At 38.7% G+C, this 21882-nt stretch carries 12 protein-coding genes; 4 read left to right on the top strand and 8 right to left on the bottom strand.

The genetic code is table 11. The features are described 5' to 3' along the window. Nucleotides 1-358: 358 nt before the first annotated feature. A complete protein-coding gene (locus MSVAZ_RS11150; RefSeq protein ID WP_048120997.1) occupies nt 359-1069 on the top strand; it encodes an SAM-dependent methyltransferase in 711 nt (236 codons plus the stop codon). After that, nucleotides 993-1895: a DUF2119 domain-containing protein gene (locus MSVAZ_RS21700; RefSeq protein WP_332310017.1), complete on the top strand. Its 903-nt coding sequence runs from the start codon at nt 993-995 to the stop codon at nt 1893-1895. The genes MSVAZ_RS11150 and MSVAZ_RS21700 overlap by 77 nt, the downstream gene beginning before the upstream one ends. Before the next feature lie 387 nt (nt 1896-2282). Here MSVAZ_RS21700 and MSVAZ_RS18905 read toward each other — a convergent pair whose 3' ends face one another. From MSVAZ_RS18905 to aspS, 8 genes are all read right to left on the bottom strand, one after another. After that, nucleotides 2283-5066 carry a PKD domain-containing protein gene (locus MSVAZ_RS18905; RefSeq protein ID WP_052727959.1) on the bottom strand — a complete coding sequence of 928 codons (2784 nt, stop codon included), beginning with the start codon at nt 5064-5066 and terminating at the stop codon, nt 2283-2285. Between the two features lie 342 nt (nt 5067-5408). Then, nucleotides 5409-7040: an Hsp70 family protein gene (locus MSVAZ_RS11135; RefSeq protein ID WP_048120995.1), complete on the bottom strand. Its 1632-nt coding sequence runs from the start codon at nt 7038-7040 to the stop codon at nt 5409-5411. 1 nt (nt 7041) lies between these two features. After that, nucleotides 7042-7794, bottom strand: a complete 753-nt coding sequence (gene grpE, locus MSVAZ_RS11130) for a nucleotide exchange factor GrpE (protein ID WP_048120993.1) — start codon at nt 7792-7794, stop codon at nt 7042-7044. Nucleotides 7795-8669: 875 nt separating this feature from the next. Then, on the bottom strand, nt 8670-12113 hold the full coding sequence (locus tag MSVAZ_RS18900) for a midas domain-containing protein (protein ID WP_052727958.1): 3444 nt from the start codon (nt 12111-12113) through the stop codon (nt 8670-8672). A gap of 205 nt (nt 12114-12318) precedes the next feature. Continuing rightward, the gene (locus MSVAZ_RS11120) at nt 12319-15480 is read right to left on the bottom strand and encodes an ATP-binding protein (protein ID WP_052727957.1); all 3162 of its coding nucleotides are present in this window, start codon (nt 15478-15480) and stop codon (nt 12319-12321) included. A gap of 362 nt (nt 15481-15842) precedes the next feature. Continuing rightward, a complete protein-coding gene (gene thsA / locus MSVAZ_RS11115; RefSeq protein WP_048120991.1) occupies nt 15843-17486 on the bottom strand; it encodes a thermosome subunit alpha in 1644 nt (547 codons plus the stop codon). 245 nt (nt 17487-17731) lie between these two features. Beyond that, on the bottom strand, nt 17732-18430 hold the full coding sequence (gene rpiA / locus MSVAZ_RS11110) for a ribose 5-phosphate isomerase A (RefSeq protein ID WP_048120989.1): 699 nt from the start codon (nt 18428-18430) through the stop codon (nt 17732-17734). Between the two features lie 155 nt (nt 18431-18585). After that, a complete protein-coding gene (gene aspS / locus MSVAZ_RS11105) occupies nt 18586-19920 on the bottom strand; it encodes an aspartate--tRNA(Asn) ligase (RefSeq protein ID WP_048120987.1) in 1335 nt (444 codons plus the stop codon). Nucleotides 19921-20213: 293 nt separating this feature from the next. On the opposite strand from aspS, the gene MSVAZ_RS20890 reads away from it, so the two are divergent. Together MSVAZ_RS20890 and MSVAZ_RS11100 are read left to right on the top strand one after the other, a co-directional pair. Then, complete coding sequence (locus MSVAZ_RS20890) at nt 20214-20387, top strand: hypothetical protein (RefSeq protein WP_198146742.1); 174 nt, start codon at nt 20214-20216, stop codon at nt 20385-20387. A 364-nt stretch (nt 20388-20751) separates the two neighbouring features. Further along, nucleotides 20752-21489 carry a metallophosphoesterase gene (locus MSVAZ_RS11100; protein ID WP_084626126.1) on the top strand — a complete coding sequence of 246 codons (738 nt, stop codon included), beginning with the start codon at nt 20752-20754 and terminating at the stop codon, nt 21487-21489. Nucleotides 21490-21882 lie beyond the last annotated feature (393 nt).

The following is a 21882-nucleotide window of genomic DNA, read 5'->3' as shown; positions in this document are numbered from 1 at the left end:
AGTACCTCATTTTAAAAAGTACCTCGTTTTAAAAAGTACCTTTTTTGAAAAAATACCTTATATTGAAATAAAGACCTGAATATAAGCCTCAATTACAAAATAAGTAAAAAATTATTGTTTAAAAATATATCTATTTCTTTACAATAGATACTGAAACTGTAAATAATTTCGAAGCTCTGTATGTGCCCTGCTCTTGAACCCTGCTCTTGAACATTGCATATAATCAAACACATAAATGACTTTTTCATTTTTAAAAATCAGGACAATTGTCAGGATCCCCCATAATCGAATATTCCAACACTCACCGATTTGCTACCTATACTATCTATATATACAGGCTCTGCCGATACAATGCCCCATGAGACTGGATGCATACCTTGTAGATATGGGCCATTTCAAGTCACGGGGACGAGCCAAGACGGCTATCCTTGCCGGAAATGTTAAGGTAAACGGCACGGCAATAACAAAAGCCTCCAGAGACGTGTCTACTGATGATATAATCGAAGTTACTGAGGGCCTTGACCAGCCTCAGGGCTATTTCAAACTCAAGCTTATTCAGGAGGAAAGTGGAATTCTTAAGCCTGGAGATAAAGTGCTTGACCTTGGCTCCAGCGCAGGCGGCTTTATTCTCTTTGCCTCGGAAATTGCAGGCCATGTGAAAGGCGTGGAATTCAGCAAGGACTTCAGGAGCGAACTTGGAAAAATTGCATACGAAAAGGAAAATGTTGAAGTAACATTCGGAGATGTCTTCACCATACCTCTGAATTTGCTCTCAGAAGAGCCCGTAGATGTTATTCTTTCGGATATGACCCTGGAACCTGAGGACTCAATAAAAGCTCTTTCGATAGTGCTGCCTCTACTGAAACCCGGGGGAAAGCTGCTTCAGGTTATCAAAATCCCGAAAAAGAAGAACCCAAAACCGATACTTAGTAAAATCGAGAACCTTGGGCTTGAAATTCAACAGGTTATCAATCCTAAAAAGCAGGAAATTTATGTGGTCGCGAGAAAGCCTCTACCCGAAGATAAAGAGTTGCTCACAGAAGATCAGCCCGAAAAAAATGAGTTTTGAGGCCTCAAAACAGATGAATACTGACAGAAGAGAGCATTCAGGCGGAATAGAGGATTCTAAAGCAATAGAGTATTCAGGCGGAATAGAGAATTCTGAAGCAATAGAGAATTCAGGCGGAATAGAGAATTCTGAAGCAATAGAGAATTCTAAAGGAAAATGGACCAACGAAAAAGAGAATTCCGAGGATTCTTTTTTCGGCAAGCACGAAAGCATAGAAACGCGGCCAGATTCGTGTCCATATATCGGGATGAGAATATACGGTCGCGGAAGGCCAGTTAGGCTCTTTGTTGCAGGCCTTCACGGAGATGAATGGAAAGATACAACTGGACTCCTGAAAGACATCAAACCTCCTGAAATCGGTTCTCTGGCCCTGATCCCACTTGTAGACTGCGGAAAGTACATTTCAACCCTGAACCCGGATTACTATCCCGAAATAGGAAAAAAGATCATCAAGGCGATTGAAGAATTAAAACCCGAAATTTACATTGAGCTTCATTCCTATTCCGGCGAAAATATTGAAAAGCTGGCCGGAAAGAACAGGCTTGAACTTATAGGAGTGCCTGCTTACAGCATTCTAAAAGAAGGAGTGCTCCTTGGTTCGGTATCTCCCTGGGTTAGAAGAAAGTATTTTCCTAAAGAGGCTCTCTGCCTTTCTTTTGAACTTCGGAAAGGAAGTATGGAATCAAGAAAATTTGCCGCCCGTATGCTCGAAGTTTTGAAGGAAATTCAATCAAGGGACGAATTCATTGAATATATGAAAAAAGAGTATCCTGCTCAGGCAAAAAAGGCAATGGAAGATTACCTGCGGTTTTACGGAGAAATGTGAATCCCTTTAATTCTGTTCAGATCCCTATGATACCAGGAAAGCTCTTGCCAGACCCTCTGCTTGTCATAGCTGATCTTATCAAGTTATAGCCTCTAAGTCATTATATATGCGTAATTCTTCTGCTTTTGCCCGTAGGGTACACCCAACTGTTTTGACTCAAACAAGGCTTCACACAGTTGCAGATTCCAAATCCTATTCACTGAGCATACCTATAAGTTCGATGGTGTGGATGGGTGTTGAGTATGATGTTATTTGTGATGATGTTCTTACTCATTCCCGAAGAAATCCATTAAAACAAGAATTGAAACCATAGGTCAACACTGTCTGGAAGCTTTCCTGCTGAACAGACAAAAAAGTAAAAAGAGATATTTCAATTTGAATATCCCTTTAAGCTCCTTTGTAACTATTCAACAATGTTAACTCCAAATCCTTTGTTGAAATTATGTTTCCTTCGCTGTCAAAATAGGTGCTGTCATATCCTTTGGGATTATTTTGGTAGTAGTAGAAGCTTATCAATCTATCTCCATACTGATCTTGCCATATATCCCATTTCCACGTAGGATTAGAAGATTCCGAATCTCCTGAAACAGTTTCTATAAAGTCGCTTACCCCTTGATAATTATTTACAAATGTTAATACCTCAGATTCAGTGGGAAGGCTTGTGTCACCGGATGTTGTGTCAGTGCCTGAATCAGTTTCTTTGTTATCGGATGTTGTGTCATCACTTTCAGGAGCTGTAACAGTGATATAGTCTGTTTTTGTTTCCATATCCTGACCTGCTTCATTGGTTACAGTCTCTGTTACTGTATAAGTTCCAGCTTTTGTATAGGTATGCGTTGGATTATGCTCGGTGAAGATATCATAACTGTCTCCAAAATTCCATTGCCATTCGGTAGGAGATCCTGAGCTTTCATCAGTAAAAGATACTGTAAGAGGTGCTTCTCCGGAAGTTACAGATGCAGAAAAATCAGGAACTGGAACAACAACGGTTGGAGTCTCTGCAGGAGCGGTAACAGTGATATAGTCTGTTTTTGTTTCCATATCCTGACCTGCTTCATTGGTTACAGTTTCTGTTACTGTATAAGTTCCAGCTTTTGTATAGGTATGCGTTGGATTATGCTCGGTGAAGATATCATAACTGTCTCCAAAATTCCATTGCCATTCGGTAGGAGATCCTGAGCTTTCATCAGTAAAAGATACTGTAAGAGGTGCTTCTCCGGAAGTTACAGATGCAGAAAAATCAGGAACTGGAACAACAGCAGTTAGAGCCTCTGCAGGAGCGGTAACAGTGATATAACTCTCTTTTGTTTCTGTATCCCCACCTATTTCATTGGTTACAGTCTCTGTTACTGTATAAGTTCCAGCTTTTGTATAGGTATGCGTTGGATTATGCTCGGTGAAGATATCATAACTGTCTCCAAAATTCCATTGCCATTCGGTAGGAGATCCTGAGCTTTCATCAGTAAAAGATACTGTAAGAGGTGCTTCTCCTGAAGTTACGGATGCAGAAAAATCAGGAACTGGAGCAACAGCAGTTAGAGCCTCTGCAGGAGCTGTAACAGTGATATAACTCTCTTTTGTTTCTGTATCCCCACCTATTTCATTTGTTATAGTCTCTTTCACCGTGTAAGTTCCATCTGTTGTATAGGTATGTATTGGATTTTGCTTGGTTGAAGTAACTCCATCCCCGAAGTCCCAGTTCCAGGAGGTTGGTGAGTCGGTGCTCTCGTCAAAAAACTGTACCTTTAATGGTGCTTCTCCGGAAGTTATATCTGACCAAAAGTCGGCAACAGGGTGTACTGGTTGTTCTGAACCATTTATATTTGAATTCGTACTATATCCTCTCTCGCCTACTGTCTGATATGGTGCTGAAACTTCAGATTGACTTTCATTGTTCCCACTCATCAGTGCAATTCCACCAAGCGTTAGAAGACATATAATTGCCCCGATAGCTAACTTTTTTAGTACATCATGTCCTTCTATATTTCCAGGTTTATCCTTCTGTCCACGTAATCTCTCTTGTTCTTCCCTTTCTTTATTTTCAGCCTGTTCAGCTTCTTCCTTCTGTTTACGTGACCTCTCTTGTTCTTCTCTTTCTTTATTTTTGGCTTCTTCCTTCTGTTTACGTGACCTTTCTTGTTTTTCCCTTTCTTTATTTTCGGCTTCTTCCTTCTGTTTATGTAACCTCTCTTGCTCTTCTCTTGCTTTCTTTTTTTCAGCTTCTTCTCTTGCTTTCTCTTTATTGGTTTCTTTCTCGCTTCTTCTTCTTTTCTGCGAATCTGGATTATATAATTCTGGATTATATGCTATTTTCTCAACTTTACAAAAGGCAATAAAAATATTTTCAGCCAATTTTCTATCCTTAAATAACTCAGTTAACTGCCCTATGTAAAAATTACCTTGTTCATAAGACAAGTTTCCATCAGCTACCTTTGATATTTCTTTTGCATGGTCTAAAATACTTCTTCTTTTGCACCATGCTAAATAATCATCATAAATTGTTTTGCGGCTTTCGTCCTTAAAAGCCAGTTCACAGGCTTCGCAGACTTTTTTACCGGAACTGCTCGCAGTATCATTTTTATAGAACTCGTTTTTCTTTTTTTCCTGTGCTAGTTGTTTGAGCTTATCGCATGGCAGTTTGTCCACATTCTGCATAGTACCTGGATTTAGGAAGTCATACAAATTATCTTTATTAAATGGCTTGAGATAGACTACTACACTTTCGAATTCATCAGCATTCTGAGGTTTGTTTTTATAATACTTGTCATAAGTTATCTGAAAATCAACCTTCGGGATAATTTTTATCCCAAGAGCAGAAGCTCTTTTTTTAACTATATTAATAGACATCTTTTTTTTATCTGCAATGTTTACAACGACATCTTCGGAAATTTCTCCATTCATGCCAAGTATTTTAAGATCCTCATCTAACAAAGCATATGCAATATTGCGAGCAGAAGCAGCTTCCTTTTTACGCTTGCTGGGGTCGTTCATTATTTCTTTTATTTTTGGAAGCATTTGATGATAATGTCTGTACTCTGTACCTCTTTTGAAATCATTGTAATTACTAGACCAAAATTTAGTCTTTTCTTCAATTCTTTCGTTTATTATGGACTGATCCTCTATGGGAGGGTCGAAATCTAACTCTAATAGTAAATAGCAGTTCTCATTCATGAAAATACCACTCTGTATCTATAATTACATCACCCTCAAACCAGTGGCATACTCGCTAATTGTTTGAGTGGTCTTTGAAAATTATCCGCTTTTTTCTTCAAATTAAGTTGATCTGTTACGGTCTATGAGTATTGTGAGAAGCAAAGCTAATTTGTTCGTCATCGGTTAAGTGAGGATCATGATAAGTCGTGTTCACTACTTTTACAATTACTTAAAAACCTTAGTTGATCAGGAAGTGGAGTGAGGTTCGATTTTGTAAAATGAATAAAAAGTGGAGGGGATTTCTCATACAAAACCGATGGCTTTAGGAAAAATCCCTTAACCGATGCCAATGAACTGTATTTACATAACAACCATGTTTTTTGATTTTTCTTTTAATTCTTCAACCGCTTCGCTGTTCATGATATATTTTGACCGCATAGCTGCATGAACCTCTTTATTGCTTGTTATGTCTTTACCAGTGACTTCTAAAATGCCTTCATTATTAAGGCTTAAAGTTATCTCAATCGGCGCACCACTGGGAAGATTGTTCGGCAATTCTAAGATTACTGTACCAATTGCATAATCTTCATCAATCTCAAAAAATTCATCCATAAAATCGCTTTCATAAACAACGATTTCAACTTCTCCCTGATTCTTTCGACTCGTTCCAAATATCTGGGACACAGATATGGCACCATCAGGCATAGGATCGTTTTTGAGAATCATATTGCAACATTTTAGATCCTTATTTACAATTGCTTCTACAGCAAAACTTTTAGTTGTAGCCACAACAATCGAAAGCGTTTTTCCATCGTTGCTCATCATTTTAGGATCAACAGATAATTGTTCGACACTATTAGACGGATTTGAAACGGAATCTGAAGTCACGTCGCCTTTGTTGTCTTCACCCCATTTGAAATAACTTCGTTGCTTGTTGATGTAAACATTAACAGCATGAATAGCAGCTCCTTTAGCAACAGCCTCATCCGGTTCAAGAATTTTAGGTTTTATACCATACTTATCTTCAAGTGCTCTGGTTACCTGTGGCATTCTTGTAGAACCGCCAACTAAAAGAAGTTCATTCACTTTAAAACCGCGTTGCTGTGCCACAGTAATAGCAGCATCAGTTTTATCAAGTGTAGATTTTAATAATGCTGAAGTAATTTCATCAAACTTATCTCTTGAGAAATCGATTCTTGCTTTTTTTCCAGCTACGTCAACCACCACAGGAGTTTTTTCTCTAGCAGACAATTGCTGTTTTGCTTTTTCAGCTTTTAAACGCAGATCTTGCTGAGCATATTCATCAAAGTCACAGTTATTTCCTGTTTGAGAAACAAATTCATCTGCAAGGTAACGCATGGTTGCAGCATCCCAATCCTTACCACCTAAGTCATGGTCCCCATCAGAACATATAATCTCAATTTTTTCTGAGCCAATACTCATGATAGTAACATCAAAAGTTCCCCCACCCAGATCGTAAACAAGAATAGTTTTTTCTTCAAGTTCTTTAGTGCATCCATAGTAAATTGCTGCAGCAACAGGTTCACTAATAATCTCCAGCACATTGAGACCAGCAATAACTCCTGCATTCTTTGTCGCTATTCTTTCAGCAGTACCAAAATAAGCAGGGCAAGTAATCACTACATCCTTTACTTCTTCATCAATTTCCTTTGCCGCATCTCCGGTGAGCTTTCTTAATATGTAGGCCGACACTTCTTCAGGAGATTTATCTTCACCATTATAACTTATGGCGAAATTGCTTTTTCCCATTAAAGTTTTTACCAGCGAGACCGTATTCTTAGGGTCAATAACAGCAGTCTCCTTTGCCGCTTGTCCTACAACAACTTGATTCGTACTTGCAAAATTAACTACAGAAGGAGTAGTATTTGTTCCTTCCAAATTTTTAATAACGTTAGGCCTTCCACTTTCATCAACATAAGCTATACATGAATATGTTGTACCAAGGTCAATACCGTATACATATTTAGCCATTTTATACCTCTGTGCCATTCTTAGCCATTATTTCAGCTGGCTCTTCATAATAATAAAAAGCAATTTTTTCTGCAGAAATCGTTTTTCCGTTATAACTATAACCACAGCTTAGAGACTCGGCTACCTTTCCATGTAATTCTTTGCTTCCTGTAATCACTTTTTTAATTGCCCGTTGTTTCAACGGCAAAAAAGAATCTCCAGGACTGCTTTCGTATATCTCAACGCCATTTTTCTCTAATATATCTTGAATGTCAAGAGCATATCCTGCAAAAGTTTCGTTGGGAATATCCCATTCTCCTTCAGGCTTCTTGAGGTAAAAATCGGTTATTCTCAAAATACTATCTCTAACTTCAATAATGTCAAGAATAACTTCTCTGAGAACCTGTGAGTAAATGTCATCCTTATACTTCTGAAGCTCTTTATGCATTTGATCGATAATTTTTCCCTTATGTTCCATATGCTGTGTTTTTTCGGAAAAGAGTTGATTAAGGGAGTCTATTTTAGCCGAAAGGTCGGTAATGTTTTGCAAAATATCATCATTGCTGATGCTTACATTTTCAGCTTTTCCGAGTTCCTTTTCAGTACACTTTTCGACATTCGGCCCATTGAGAGGCTCATCGAGTATCAATTTCTCTTCTTTCATTTCTTCGTTGCTTGTAACTGTATCGGAAACATCATCTTTTATATTTTCAGAAAACGCATCATCTACCATTCTTTGATCAGTAGGAGGTTCTTCTTTGTCATTATTGCCCATTTCTTAATCTCCTTGTATCTCAGTGATTTCTAATGCAAAAGGACATCTGTAAACACAGACTGTGTGCTCATAGAGTGTCTAGAATAGTTGACAAAAGCTATTACATTACTACAATAGCACCAAAAGGTGCAACTCAAGTTGAGAAAAGAAGCGCGGTTGCTAAGAAATTAAATACTGCTGAGAAAATTAGTATCCTTTTAGTCGTATAAGTTTGTATATCTGTGTAGCTGCCAACCATTTTAATAATCCTTCTAGTTTACTAAAAGCAATCGACTATTAAGCAATTCTAATTCTAAGTGTTAACAAAGTTATAATTTAATTTATAATTCTTAAATTTGTCTATTTGTTCCAACACTTCTTTTATTGAAATTAAATGTAGATACATAATTATAAAAAATGTTTATTTTAAAAGATAGTTATTCAATTACTATTATAAAAAACTATTAAAAAGCAGGAGTAATAAAAAGAACGGAATGTTAATTGTGTAAATAGCAGAATTAAAGCAGTTACTATTGGTCATCGGTCAAGGAATTTTCTTGCCTGAAAGATATTGATTTTGCACTAGAAGCCTACCTTAAATTTTTGCCTCTTTATACGAAATCGATACTCTGTTCCAGCTCATTATTTATTAAAATATTTGAAAATTGTTGAGACAATTAACACAAGTTGTCACGAGTCCTCACTTAACCGTAGATCCATGAAGAACTTTTGAAACGATAGTGAGTGAATATGAAAGTCAAGTATTGGATCCGCATGTAAACAGAGAAAGGTTTAGAGATGAATGGTTTGAATAAAAAATGAAAGAATTTGGTTCAAAAAGAGTAACAGGACAAGGAAATGAATCCTTAACCAATGACCAATGAATATTGATATAATTATAACCTGAATTTACCTCCTCGTCCACGGTTATCTGCCGTAAACTCTAGTCTTCCAGGTTTATCTCCAAGCTTATCTCCTAGCTGGTGACCAAGATCGTATCCAGGTGGCTCACGCATATTCTCGACTAAATAATCAGCTAGTAGATTTTGATCTTCTAAAATGTGTTGCTTTTTCGTATCTCCGTCTCGTGCACTCTTTTGAAGGTCATTGATGATTCTACTTTTCTCTTGTTTATACCAACCGATGACGTTATTTGGAAGTTTTGACTTGTCAGACATGGCTTCTTCGAGGATGCTCTTTCTCGTGGCAATTATCCAGTCTTTTGTTCTCGCGGCAGGCCCCAACCTCTCTTTCTCAACGCTTTTCTCCCAGTCGTGTAGTACATCTATAGCTTTTTTATCACCTTGTGCCGCTCGTTTTTGGATGATATCAAACTTCTTCTTTGCCAAGCTAGCTTCAGCATTTTTCTGTCTCATCGCAGATTCTTCATGAACATGTTTGTTCCAAGTTTTGGCGATCTCAAGCTTCTTCCTTGCCAAGCTAGCTTCAGCCTTTTTCTGACTTATATCAGATTTTTCATTGTTTAGCTTATGTTTTTCTCCCTTCTTGACTTGTTCATTCCAAGACTGAAGCATCTTTTCCGCTAGCTTATCACCTTTTGTTGCCGCATCTTTGATCTGTACAAATTGATCATCGATCCATTTATTACGTGTTTCTTCTTTCTTGACATGTTTGTTCCAAGCTTCGGCGATCTCAAACTTCTTCTTTGCCAAGTTAGCTTCAGCCTTTTTCTGACTTATCTCAGATTCAGTCTCTTTTTCTGGATTTTTAGTGTTTGACTTCTCTTTTTCTCCTTTCTCGACTTGTTCTTTCCACTTCTTGACTTGTTCGTCCCAAGACTTAAGCTTTTTTCCCGCTAGCTTATCACCTTTTACTGCCGCATCTTTGATCTGTACATATTGATCATCAAGCCATTTATTAAGTGTTTCTTTATGTTCTCGTTTTCGTGAATTATGACTCTGATATTGGTAACCCTTACTATCTCCTCTCTTATTTTCAGGTTTACTATCAGATTTCTTCTCTAAACTTTCAGATCTCTTTTCTTGAATTTCTGCATTAGGTTGAATATCTACATTTATCTTACCGTTTTCTGATTTGGTCTTAGATTCACCAGCTTTTATCTTATCGTTGTCTTCATCTGTCCCAATTTCACGAGTTTTATCTGTCTCACTACCTTTAGTTTCTGCATTAGGTTTAATGTTAGAATTAGATTGAGTTACTTCAACGTTAGAATCTGCGTTGTCTTCATCTGTCCCAGTCTCACCAGCTTTAGTTTCTGTATTCCCTCTATTTTGGTCATAATAAGCATCTAATTCTTTCCCGATGTTACTTCCAACGATTTCATTATTAAGCTCATTATTTCCTTCAGGGTTCTCATTTAAGTCATCATTATTTCCTTCAGGCTTACCTTCAGGCTTGGTCACTCTATTTTGATCATAATAAGCGTCTAATTCTTTAACGACGTTACTTTTTCCAGCGACTTCATAATTAAGCTCATTATTTTCTTCAGGTTCCTCATTAAAATCATCAAAATCATCAGCAGTATCAGTAGCGTCAGCATTCTCATTTAAATCAGAATTTCCGTTTAAATTATCAGTAGTAGCGTCAGGATCAACAACGTCAGCATTCTCGTTTACATCAGAATTTCCGTTTAAATTATCATTTGTAGCATCAGAATCAATAACGTCAGAATCAATAACATCAGAATTCTCGTTTAAATTATCATTTGTAGCGTCAGGATCAACAACGTCAGCATTCTCATTTAAATCATCATTAGTAGCGTCAGAATCAATAACGTCAGCATTCTCGTTTACATCAGAATTTCCGTTTAAATTATCATTTGTAGCGTCAGGATCAACAACGTCAGCATTCTCATTTAAATCAGAATTTCCGTTTAAATTATCAGTAGTAGCGTCAGGATCAACAACGTCAGCATTCTCATTTAAATCATCATTAGTAGCGTCAGAATCAATAACGTCAGCATTCTCGTTTACATCAGAATTTCCGTTTAAATCATCATTAGTCGCGTCAGGATCAACAACGTCAGCATTCTCATTTAAATCAGAATTTCCGTTTAAATCATCATTAGTAGCGTCAGAATCAATAACGTCAGCATTCTCATTTAAATCAGAATTTCCGTTTAAATCATCATTAGTAGCGTCAGAATCAATAACGTCAGCATTCTCATTTAAATCAGAATTTCCGTTTAAATTATCATTGGTAGCGTCAGAATCAATAACGTCAGCATTCTCATTTAAATCAGAATTTCCGTTTAAATCATCATTGGTAGCGTCAGGATCAACAACGTCAGCATTCTCATTTAAATCAGAATTTCCGTTTAAATCATCATTAGTCGCGTCAGAATCAATAACGTCAGCATTCTCATTTAAATCAGAATTTCCGTTTAAATCATCATTAGTCGCGTCAGAATCAATAACGTCAGCATTCTCATTTAAATCAGAATTTCCGTTTAAATTATCAGTAGTAGCGTCAGAATCAATAACGTCAGCATTCTCATTTAAATCAGAATTTCCGTTTAAATTATCAGTAGTAGCGTCAGGATCAATAACGTCAGGATTCTCGTTTAAATTATCATCAAAATCATCTGTATAATAAGTGTCTAATTCTTTACCGACATTACTTTTCCCAGCGACTTCATTATTAAGCTCATTATTTTCTTCAGGATCCTCATTTAAATCATCATCAACTGGATCCTCATTTAAATCGTCATCAACTGGATCCTCGTTTAAATCATCATCAACTGGATCCTCGTTTAAATCGTCATCAACTGGATCCTCGTTTAAATCATCATCAGCTGGATTCTCGTTTAAATCGTCATCAACTGGATCCTCGTTTAAATCATCATCAACTGGATCCTCGTTTAAATCGTCATCAACTGGATCCTCGTTTAAATCATCATCAACTGGATCCTCGTTTAAATCATCATCAACTGGATCCTCGTTTAAATCGTCATCAACTGGATCCTCGTTTAAATCGTCATCAACTGGATCCTCGTTTAAATCATCATCAACTGGATCCTCGTTTAAATCATCATCAACTGGATCCTCGTTTAAATCATCATCAGCTGGATCCTCGTTTAAATCATCATCAACTGGATCCTCGTTTAAATCATCATCAACTGGATCCTCGTTTAAATCATCATCAACTGGATCCTCGTTTAAATCATCATCAACTGGATCCTCGTTTAAATCATCGTCAACTTCATCAACTGGATCCTCGTTTAAATCATCATCAAAATCATCTGTATAATAAGCGTCTAATTCTTTACCGATATTACTTTTTTCAGCGACTTCATTATTGTCAGTCACATTAAATTTTTCAGGGCCTTCAGGGCCTTCAGGGCCTCCAATCTCAGACATGCACTTACCTTCTGATAATAGTATAGTTGCCACTTCTCCATAATCCCATATTGAGTTCTCTAAGTCTCTAATTTGGAATTATCACGCAAGACTATAACTACGAAAAAATTTTAGAACTCTGGTAATGTGGGAATAAAACTGGTTTTAGGATGAATTCTTGCAGTAAACTCTTTGGCTTAATAATTATATTTTGAGATAGTTATTATTAAAACAACTTATTGACGCAATAATGTACAAATTTATATCTCTCACTATTGTTCGGTTCACTTTGAATCTTGTAGTCTAAGAGTTTTATAAATACTGTTCTTCTTGTTTGTTCATCAAAATCTGCATAGAGATCCAAGTTCTTAGTGATATAATCAACATATATTCTACAAGCTTTAACAGCAGGATTATCAATCTCCGACTTTTTTGGAAGCTTTTGTAATTCCGATGTGTTTGGTAATTTATCTTCAAACATCCTAAACAAATCATTACAATTCATAAGTTTAAAAATGAGTTCAAAAAAAGCAAATTGTTTTTGTTCCGTCTCAAACTTTTTCTGATATTCCAAAAGAAGATTTCTTATATCAGTTTTGGCGAGCTTGGAAACTTTTGCAGAATTAATAATTGTATTGAACCACGACATATTAAAGATATTATCTTCATCTTGGAGAATAAGTTCAGTAAGTAATTCTCCTATTAAAGCCGTTCTATTCTTCCTGTCCTGAATCGGAGTTGATGATATTTCATATAGATCACTGCTCTTATCTATTTTTGTTAAAACGGGCTCTAACCAGTTATTTTGATATATCGCAGCAACGCCCTTATCCAGTTTAGTTAATTCCATAATCTGCTCATTACTTAGACCAATTGAACAACCGGCAACCTCACAATCATTCCTTTCAGGTAACCTCATAATTATTTTTGTATTAGTATTTTTTATCGCGGATATATCTACAGACGTTGGGGATTGGTCGACAATAATAAAGCCTTCGCCAAATGTTCTCATTTCAGCAATAGAATTGCTTATCATTTCAACGGATTTGCCCTGAACATTTGCAGATTCTTGATCCTGGTCTACAGAGGTTCTTTTCAAAAGGTTATGTGCTTCTTCCAGTATGGTTACATGCTTAAGTGGCAGGTTTGTGCCAAGTGACGTTGATTGTCTAAACTCACTCAACTTTAATACCAACATGCCCATTAGCAATGCCTTTGTTTCAACAGATCCTATACGGCTCAGGTCAACAATTGTATTTTGATTAAATAGCACATCATCGTCGATTGCATGCCCCAAAAAAATTTGTCCGACCAGACCATCTGTTAAAGATTCAACACGGGTCACCAAAGATCCAACATAATTTCCCTTTACTTCATCGGAAAACTTAGATTCTTTGAGCAACTTAGGCAAGATGTCAACGATATCTTTGAATGTTGGGAATTTTCCGTTCCCTCGATTAATATGTATAGAGTGATTTAAGTCCCAGCCATGAAGAATATATGCTTTCTCAAATGATGCTTTCAAAAATGCTGGCATAGCTGCATATAATGGCCAGCATGCACTGAATATTTCTATAAGTCTATCCAGATGTTCTAATACATGAATTTCTCCATTAAACTCAAATGGATTTATACTCAACATGTCATAATATTTTGGATTTGTTGTAAATATGTTAATATCCGGCATACCACCAAAAGCTAATTTGTATTCACCTTTTGCTGGCTCAATGACCAAGAATTTAACATTGTTTTTTTGTGAGATTAATTCATCTATAATTTTGTAAGTTGTGTTTGATTTTCCTGAGCCGGTTGATCCGGTTATGAAGCAATGTGCTGTTAAACTCTCTAAATCCAACTTCACTCTATTGTTCTCGAATACCTCTCCCATATGGTAGACAGCCCCGATGTCAATATTTCGAGAGTTATCTTTTTGCTCTTTTACAAACACATTTCTTCCGAATGCAACAGAATTAACAGATGTCACACCGACTACAGATTTGTGTGGAATTCCCATTAAAATAGGCAACTCAACACCACTAATCATACTTGCTGGAGTAATTGTTTGTTCTGTGTAATTGCCCTCTCCACTATTAGGAAGATATCTAAACTGAGGATGAAGACCATGTCGGAGATGATCCAAAATTATTAAGCTATTATCTGAATTCTCATATTCATTATTCCACAGGTTTATAAATGAATTTTCAACACTTGTCTTTTCTCCAGCAACCAACGCTTTATACGTATTAGCTGCGACAATGGATGTTTCGGGATCTTCAGAAATAAAATAACAGGCACTGTCCCATAATCCGTATGCTTCGCAATTTTTGATTCTATCTAATTGCTCATCTATCTTCTCTAATAGTTCCTGTACAGTCTTATTCTGTCTGGTAATTGCTATACTTGTAGAAGTTCCTTCCGTAGTCGTCCTTGTATCTGATTTTGTGTTGCTCGTAGACTCAGATTCAGAACGAGTGTCAGTATGGCCAGTAGAAGAGCCGGTAGAGCTCCCAGTACTTGTTCCATCATTTTCACCAGAATTAAACCCCATGAAAAAAATAGAATAATTATGACCATGGTACCGAGACTTACTTGTTCCACTGGAAGTACTCGTATTTGTTCCAGTTGTGTCGCTAATGCCTTCATTTATCGATTTTGAGAAGCTATCACTTATTCCTATAGCTACAGCTTCGCTGTTATTTTCGCCATAAGTCATATTTGCCTGTGAAAATTGAGAAAGTGTGGAATAAAGCTCTTCATATCCTCGTTTCTTATTCTCCAAATCAGCTTTACTTAATGGTGAAGAGATTAATACCGCAGTGTACTTTTCACCTGACATAGAATCAATAAATTTCTCCATTCCCTGTACAAATTTATCCTTATCATCGTCTCTTGCGCTAGGAACAATTGAAACGGAGGAAACAGCCATATTAGAATATACGCTGGGAATATGAGACTCTAATATTCTTTCAATTTCTGAAGATGATTGTTCATTTATTTCAATACCAGGAAAATTTCCTCTCAAGCTTTTCTGCAAAATTTCTTTTGCGGTATTTGGTTGATTAACATCTCTTGTTCCGAGGTAAAACTTTACACCTTCTTTATCACTGAAAATAACAAGTAAAGCTGAACTTCCAAAATTCGATAATGCACTATAAACACTAACGAGTTTATCGTTAATGTTCTCATCAACGTCATATACAATTTTACTAACTTCAAACATCGAGATATACGAGAAAGAGCGTTGAATATCCTCTAATGGTATCGGGTCGCATTTACCGATATCAATTAAATAGTTTTTATTTATAAACAGGTCTGCAATTTCCAGTCCACTTTGCATGATTTCAGAAACACGATTTTGCATTTTGGTCCGTTCTTCTATATATCTCATAAGTTAGGCCTCTATTTTGGCGAAATAGTCATCTTACACCGCCTTTATACCTAATCGACAAGTTGACCTAATTATAGATATATATTTTCATATTGTTCTCAAATCATAGAATTAAAATCAGGCAGCATTTCTAAGATGCAGGGGGTATTATCTACCTGACAACTTCCTAATATTTATTGTTATGTCACAAGCTTATTGCCAATCTATCAGGGACTATAAGTCTAGGACTTAAAATTAAACCTGAAGAACAAAACTATGTAAAAAAGTTAAAAATCAGTTCAGAAAAAAGATTTTGAAAAAAGCCACAGAATAAAACCTGCAGCTTTTCTATGTTTACTAAATATTTTAACTTAAACCCGGCTTTACCTGCGCATGTTAAGTGCAGGAGCTGCCATGCCATCATAAGTGCTTGCCCTGTGCTCGGGTTTTACGTCCTGCATGTCGGAGCTCTGGGCTCGAAGAATATCGTCCACACGGAGCACCATCACTGCGGCTTCGGAACCTGCTTTGACAGAGTTGACCTTAACCCTGAGAGGGTCAACAATGCCTTTTTCGAGCATGTCTTCGGCAGCACCGGTATTGATGTTCAGGCCTGCGTTTTTGTTTTCGGCGTGCTTTGCCCTGAGGTTCACTATTGTGTTGATAGTGTCCAGGCCTGCGTTTCTGGCAATTGTCCTCGGGATTTCTTCAATGGCGTCTGCAAAAGTCCTGATTGCCATCTGTTCACGTCCGCCTATGCTGGCGGCATATGCACGAAGCTCGAGTGCGACTTCGATTTCGGAAGCACCGCCGCCTGCAACTATCCTGCCGTCTTCTATGGCGCATTTTACTACCCTGAGGGCATCGTCAATTGCGCGTTCAAGGTTGTCAACTATGTGTTCAGTACCGCCCCTGATGACAATTGATACGGATTTTGCACCCTTGCAGTCTCTGAGGTAGGTCTTACCCTGGTCGCCGTCCCGGTCCTGTTCAAGGAGACCGGCATGTCCGAGTTCTTTCTTTGTCAGTTCTTTGAGATTGCGGATAGGCCTGCCGCCTGTGGCATCTACAAGGTGCTGCATATCATCGTTCTTAACCCTGCGGGTTGCATAAATTCCCCGGTTTTGCAGGTAGGCTGCGATTTTGTCATCCATGCCTTTTGAACAGAAAACCGCATTTGCCCCTGCCCTGATGACATAGTCTGCCATCTCGAATAGAGCTGCCTCTTCCTGCTTTACAAAACCCTCAAGATCGCCATATGCATTTATCTGAAGTTTTGCTTTGTTTGTGGTCTTGGCAATCTCCATGGAGGTATCGATCAGAGCGATTGCAGGATTCACAATTTTAAGAGGAAATTCTTTGTCCAGGGCAACTTTGTCTATTACAATGCCTTCAACAAACTCGGTATCTTCGATCTTGCCGCCGACATCTTTTGAAAGAATAACGTCTTTAAGGTTAACGACTCCCCTTTCACGAATCGAGAGCGCAGCATCCACGCAGAGTTTCGCAATCAAACGGCCGTACTTTTCGGAAGCTTTGCCCGTGATAGAGGTTCTGGCAACTTCTAAAAGCTTTTCCTTTTCGTTCTCGGCAGTTGAGATTGCAAGGTTCTCGAGAATCTCAACAGCCTTCTCGGCTGCAAGCCTGTATCCCTTGACAACAACTGTCGGGTGGACTCCATTCTCAATAAGGGTTTCTGCCTTTTCCAGCAGGCTGCCTGTGAATACGACAGCACTTGTAGTCCCGTCCCCAGCCGAGCTTTCAAGTGACTCTGCAACTTCGGCTACCATCTTGGCTGCCGGGTGCTCAATGGACATATCATGTAAAATGGTTGCACCGTCATTTGTGATTGTAATATCCCCTATAGGATTGACAAGCATCTTGTCCATTCCTCTCGGTCCGAGTGTGCTCTTGACTATACTGGCCACTGCCTTTGCAGCCGCAATGTTCATGCTGAGCGCTTCTTTTCCCTTTGTCTGCTCTTTTCTAGGATCTACTATTATGATTGGCTGGCCACCTTTTTCCATCTAAACCAAAACCTCCTTAAAATGAAGTATATGTATCGAAGTGTATCGAAGCTTTTTTACTTGATAATTTGAAGTTGTCCTGGCTATAGTCGCTTTTAGCCCCAGATCAGCCTGAAAATATGATTTCATCAGTTGCCTTGTATGAAGCAGTATTTGATCAGAAAATAACTGATAATACTTCTATAAAAACATACCGGGTATATTCCGATTCAAGAAGGTGAAACGTTTATGTTTCCTGATTACTTTCACTTTCTGACTATCTCTACTGATCCATCTTTTTTCCCGATATAGAGTTCATCCACATTGGAAAAAATTCCATGCTCAACAACTCCCGGAATTGAAGATAGTCGAAGGGCCAGACCTTCAGGATCGTTTATTACGCCGAAATTTACATCAAGTACAAAGTTTCCATTGTCGGTTATCACAGGCCCGTCTTTTCTCAGAGCTAACCTCAGCTCAGGTTTTCCTCCCAGCTCCTTTATTTTTTTAATCACAAGGGTTTTTGCAAAGGGAAGGACTTCAACCGGCACAGGCTTATCAAGCTGGGTGCTCGTTTTTGATTCGTCAGCTACGACCAGAAAACGCTTTGCAGATGCCGATACTATTTTTTCCCGAGTATGGGCCGCTCCCCCGCCTTTGATTGCGTACAGCTTTGAATCGATCTGGTCTGCCCCATCAATGGCAATGTCCAGTTCCGGATGCTGGGCAAGGGTGGCCAGAGGAATACCGGCTTCTATGGCAAGTGTTTCAGACTGGTATGAGGTAACAACGCCCAGGATTTCGAGCCCCTCTTCCCTGACCCGCCTGCCGAGTTCTTTAATTGTATATGCAACTGTTGAGCCCGTTCCAAGCCCCACAACCATTCCCGATTCTACCATCCGAGATGCAGCGATGCCAGCTGCACTTTTTTCCGGGGAATCGGTAGATATATTTCTTTCTGTCATACTATGTTCCCTTCCGGTTCGAATCCTGAAAAAATTATGAAATTCCTAAACTGGAGATTAAACTGGAAATTTTTAAACTGGAAGTGTTCAAACTGGAAATTTTTAAACTGGAAGTGTTTAAGCTGGAAACGTTTAAACTCCAAAAAGAAGGGATTTCAGGGAGAAAGTCTTCTCCTGTCCCTGGGGAAGAGTACAGTGTCCCTGATGTTCTCGGTTCCGAGCATGGTCATGATGAAACGTTCGCAGCCCATACCCCAGCCTGCATGTGGAGGCATTCCGTATTCGAATGCTTTAAGGTAGAACTCAAAGCCATCAGGGTTAAGGCCCTGTGATTCTATCCGGCTCTTAAGTAAATCCGGAATATGGATACGCTGAGCTCCTGAGGAGAGTTCCATTGTACGGTGCATCATGTCAAATGACTTGCTGAACTCAGGCCTGTCCTCATAAGGCATGGCATAGAAAGGCTTAATCTCAGTAGGCCAGTCAATAATGAAATAGTGAGATTCTCCTGTGGTCTCGTAGACGTAATTGCCCACAATATGCTCTCCAAATGTGCCGAGGTCATCTCCCCAGTGCATTTTCTCTTCAGAGCGGGCGTTTATGATCTCGATTACTTCGTCATAGGTAAGCTTAAGGAAAGGAGTTTTCGGAACTTTGAGCTCAACCTCAAGTGTTTCAAGGGAAGACTTGCACTTCTCAATAACCTGGGCATAAACGTAAGCCACAAGGTTTTCGAGGATTTCCATTACATCGAAGTGGTCTGCAAAGCTGACCTCGACATCAATAGAAGTAGCTTCGTTCAGGTGCCTGCGAGTATCGTGCTCTTCGGCCCTGAAAATGGGGCCAATCTCAAAGACTCTGTCAAAACCCCCGCTCATGAGGATTTGTTTGAAAAGCTGAGGACTCTGGTTCAAAAAAGCTTCTCTATCAAAGTAAGTAATCGGGAAAAGTGCAGTACCTCCTTCGGTTGCAGTTGCTACGACCTTTGGGGTTGCAGTTTCGATAAATCCGTTTTCTACAAAGTATTCCCTGATAGCCTGGAGAGCCTGGTGCCTGATCTTAAAAACCGCAGTAGTCTCGGCCCGCCTGAGGTCAATGAACCGCGAGTCCAGCCTGGTATCCAGTTCAGCCGCCACCTTGCCAGTAGTATCCATTGGCAATGGAGAATTTGAAACATTCAGGACAGTGATCTCCTCAGGAAGTAGCTCGTATCCGTTCGGAGCTTTCTCTTCGAATTTAACAGAGCCGGTTACTGAAATTACTGACTCGCGTACAAGCCTTCTTGCAGCATCAAACAGCTCTTTGTCAATCTTTTTCTTTACGAGAGTAACCTGAGCTTTTCCTTCTCGGTCTCGAAGCACTACAAAACAGATCCCTCCGAGGTCTCTTACCTCATGGACCCAGCCTGCCAAAGTAATTTTCTGACCGTTGTCAACTTTTTCGGGTTTAACATCGGCTGTATAATGTGTTCTAAGTTTTGCTAATGACATAAATTCACCTTAATTGTGGGGTAAATTAAATGAAAAATGTAATGATGAAGCTGAAACGTAGGTGAATAGTCATAACTCATTATTAATTTATTTGTTGCCCGAGTCCCGTCTCGGGAGGACGGGGCCCTTTTCGCTCACTTCGTTCGCTCAAGAGGGCTGAAGTATGGGCTAGTGAAACTAAAATGGACCAATAAGGCTACTTAAAGGGCAAGAAAAGTTACGTTTTTAACTTGCTCAGGAAGGCTGATTTACCTAATATAACCGAACCGTTAACAGGCTTAACGCAAACCCTTTTGAAAAAAAGGCTTGACCGCAACCCTTTTGAAAAAAGGCTTGACCGAAAACCCCAAGAACCGTTTGAGTCTGATAACCTTATACCCAAACTCTATCGGCGTGATAAACCGGCGCAACGGTTTGTGATAAACCGGCGCAACGGTTTCGGGTCAACACTTTTGAAAGCCGTCTAATTTAAAAAGTTCTGGTCCTGCTGCCCGATCCGTTTTGGTATTTTTTGACAAATTGATGGGCCGAAGTCTGCCGCGCGCCCGACTACTGGTAGAAAATAGGCTGAAATGAGCTGGGGGCATATCGGAGAATTTAGGTTTGTAATTTTTATAGACATTGTCCATGAATAATAATTAGGTACATATTTATAGTACTCAAATGAGGTTTTAATATCCAACAATCTTTTTTTAACGAATTATAATTAGATACTTCCAAATATGTAGATTTAAGAGATACCTATATATAATGGTAAAGAAATCCTGTGCTCTGAATATAAGAGATTCAATATATGTTACAAAATTAAGAAAATAAGAGGAAGAAGAAATTATACAGATTGTACACCTTTCAGACATCCATTATTCAGATGCGTACTTTGTTCCGGAGATTGCAGAGTCTATGGTTGATGGTATAAACCGGCTGGAACCGAACCTTGTCGTGATTACAGGTGACCTGACCGAGAATGGGTTTTCAGCAGAATATGATGGAGTAAAGAGGTTTATTGACAGGATTGAATGTAAAAATAAAATTCTTGTCCCGGGAAACCATGATTCGAAAAATGCAGGATATGTGCACTTTGAAGACCTCTTCACAGACCGGTATTTTTCACGGAATTTTGAGAATGTTACGGTTGTCGGGGCCGATTCTTCACAGCCCGATCTTGATGAAGGTCATCTGGGCAGGGAAAACTATGGCTGGATCAAAGAAGCTTTTTCAGGGGAAAATTTCAAGGTTTTTGCCATGCACCATCACCTTGTACCTATACCTCTGGCAGGCAGGGAAAATACTGTCCTTGTGGATGCAGGCGATGTACTCGAACTTCTTAACCGCTGCAAGGTGAATCTTGTCCTCTGCGGACACTGCCATATTCCCTGGGTCTGGAACCTCAATAACATGCTTGTGGTAAATGCAGGCACCTTCTGTTCTTCCAAAACAAGGGGAAGGACAAAGCAGTGCTATAACCTCATCCAGGCCGACAAAGAGAATCCCGATGGAGACTGGAAAGTCCGGGTATCCAGAGTCTTTTCAAAAGGAGATCGGGAACTGGTCACTGAAACAGTAATGTAAAGGACCTTACACATTTTAAAATTTCGGTCTTTTTTCCTTTTTTCCTTTTCGGATTCCTTTTTCTTTTCTCCTTTTCCTTTTTCCTTTTTAATTACTCTGAGAGACAAAAAGTTGAAAAAACCGTCCAGCATGTCGGGAATAAAACGAAGTCTTACGTGCTTTTTTATCTCTTTCGTACATTTACTCTTTTTAAATATTCCACTAGCACTTGAGGAAATATTCAATAAATCGCTAAAAAATGTATCCAAACTGGAGTTTCAGTCTTCATATTAAGGGAATCTAGCAAAAGGAGATTTGAATATTTTTAAGAAATCGAGCAGGAGTTCCGGCAGCATGTCCAATCTTTAAGGCTTGCGCAGGCGCATGCGATTTAAGTTTCTATGGTTCAGCCTT

Origin of the sequence: Methanosarcina vacuolata Z-761 (genome assembly GCF_000969905.1) — an archaeon.
Taxonomy (GTDB): Archaea; Halobacteriota; Methanosarcinia; order Methanosarcinales; family Methanosarcinaceae; genus Methanosarcina; species Methanosarcina vacuolata.
This window is presented reverse-complemented; position numbering and strand designations above follow the sequence as displayed.

Excerpts from the sequence above, each read along its gene's own strand:
- MSVAZ_RS11150 (WP_048120997.1), top strand. The coding sequence starts at position 359 with ATGAGACTGGATGCATACCTTGTAGATATGGGCCATTTCAAGTCACGG.
- MSVAZ_RS21700 (WP_332310017.1), top strand. The coding sequence starts at position 993 with ATGTGGTCGCGAGAAAGCCTCTACCCGAAGATAAAGAGTTGCTCACAG.
- MSVAZ_RS18905 (WP_052727959.1), bottom strand. The coding sequence starts at position 5,066 with ATGAATGAGAACTGCTATTTACTATTAGAGTTAGATTTCGACCCTCCC.
- MSVAZ_RS11135 (WP_048120995.1), bottom strand. The coding sequence starts at position 7,040 with ATGGCTAAATATGTATACGGTATTGACCTTGGTACAACATATTCATGT.
- grpE (WP_048120993.1), bottom strand. The coding sequence starts at position 7,794 with ATGGGCAATAATGACAAAGAAGAACCTCCTACTGATCAAAGAATGGTA.
- MSVAZ_RS18900 (WP_052727958.1), bottom strand. The coding sequence starts at position 12,113 with ATGTCTGAGATTGGAGGCCCTGAAGGCCCTGAAGGCCCTGAAAAATTT.
- MSVAZ_RS11120 (WP_052727957.1), bottom strand. The coding sequence starts at position 15,480 with ATGAGATATATAGAAGAACGGACCAAAATGCAAAATCGTGTTTCTGAA.
- thsA (WP_048120991.1), bottom strand. The coding sequence starts at position 17,486 with ATGGAAAAAGGTGGCCAGCCAATCATAATAGTAGATCCTAGAAAAGAG.
- rpiA (WP_048120989.1), bottom strand. The coding sequence starts at position 18,430 with ATGACAGAAAGAAATATATCTACCGATTCCCCGGAAAAAAGTGCAGCT.
- aspS (WP_048120987.1), bottom strand. The coding sequence starts at position 19,920 with ATGTCATTAGCAAAACTTAGAACACATTATACAGCCGATGTTAAACCC.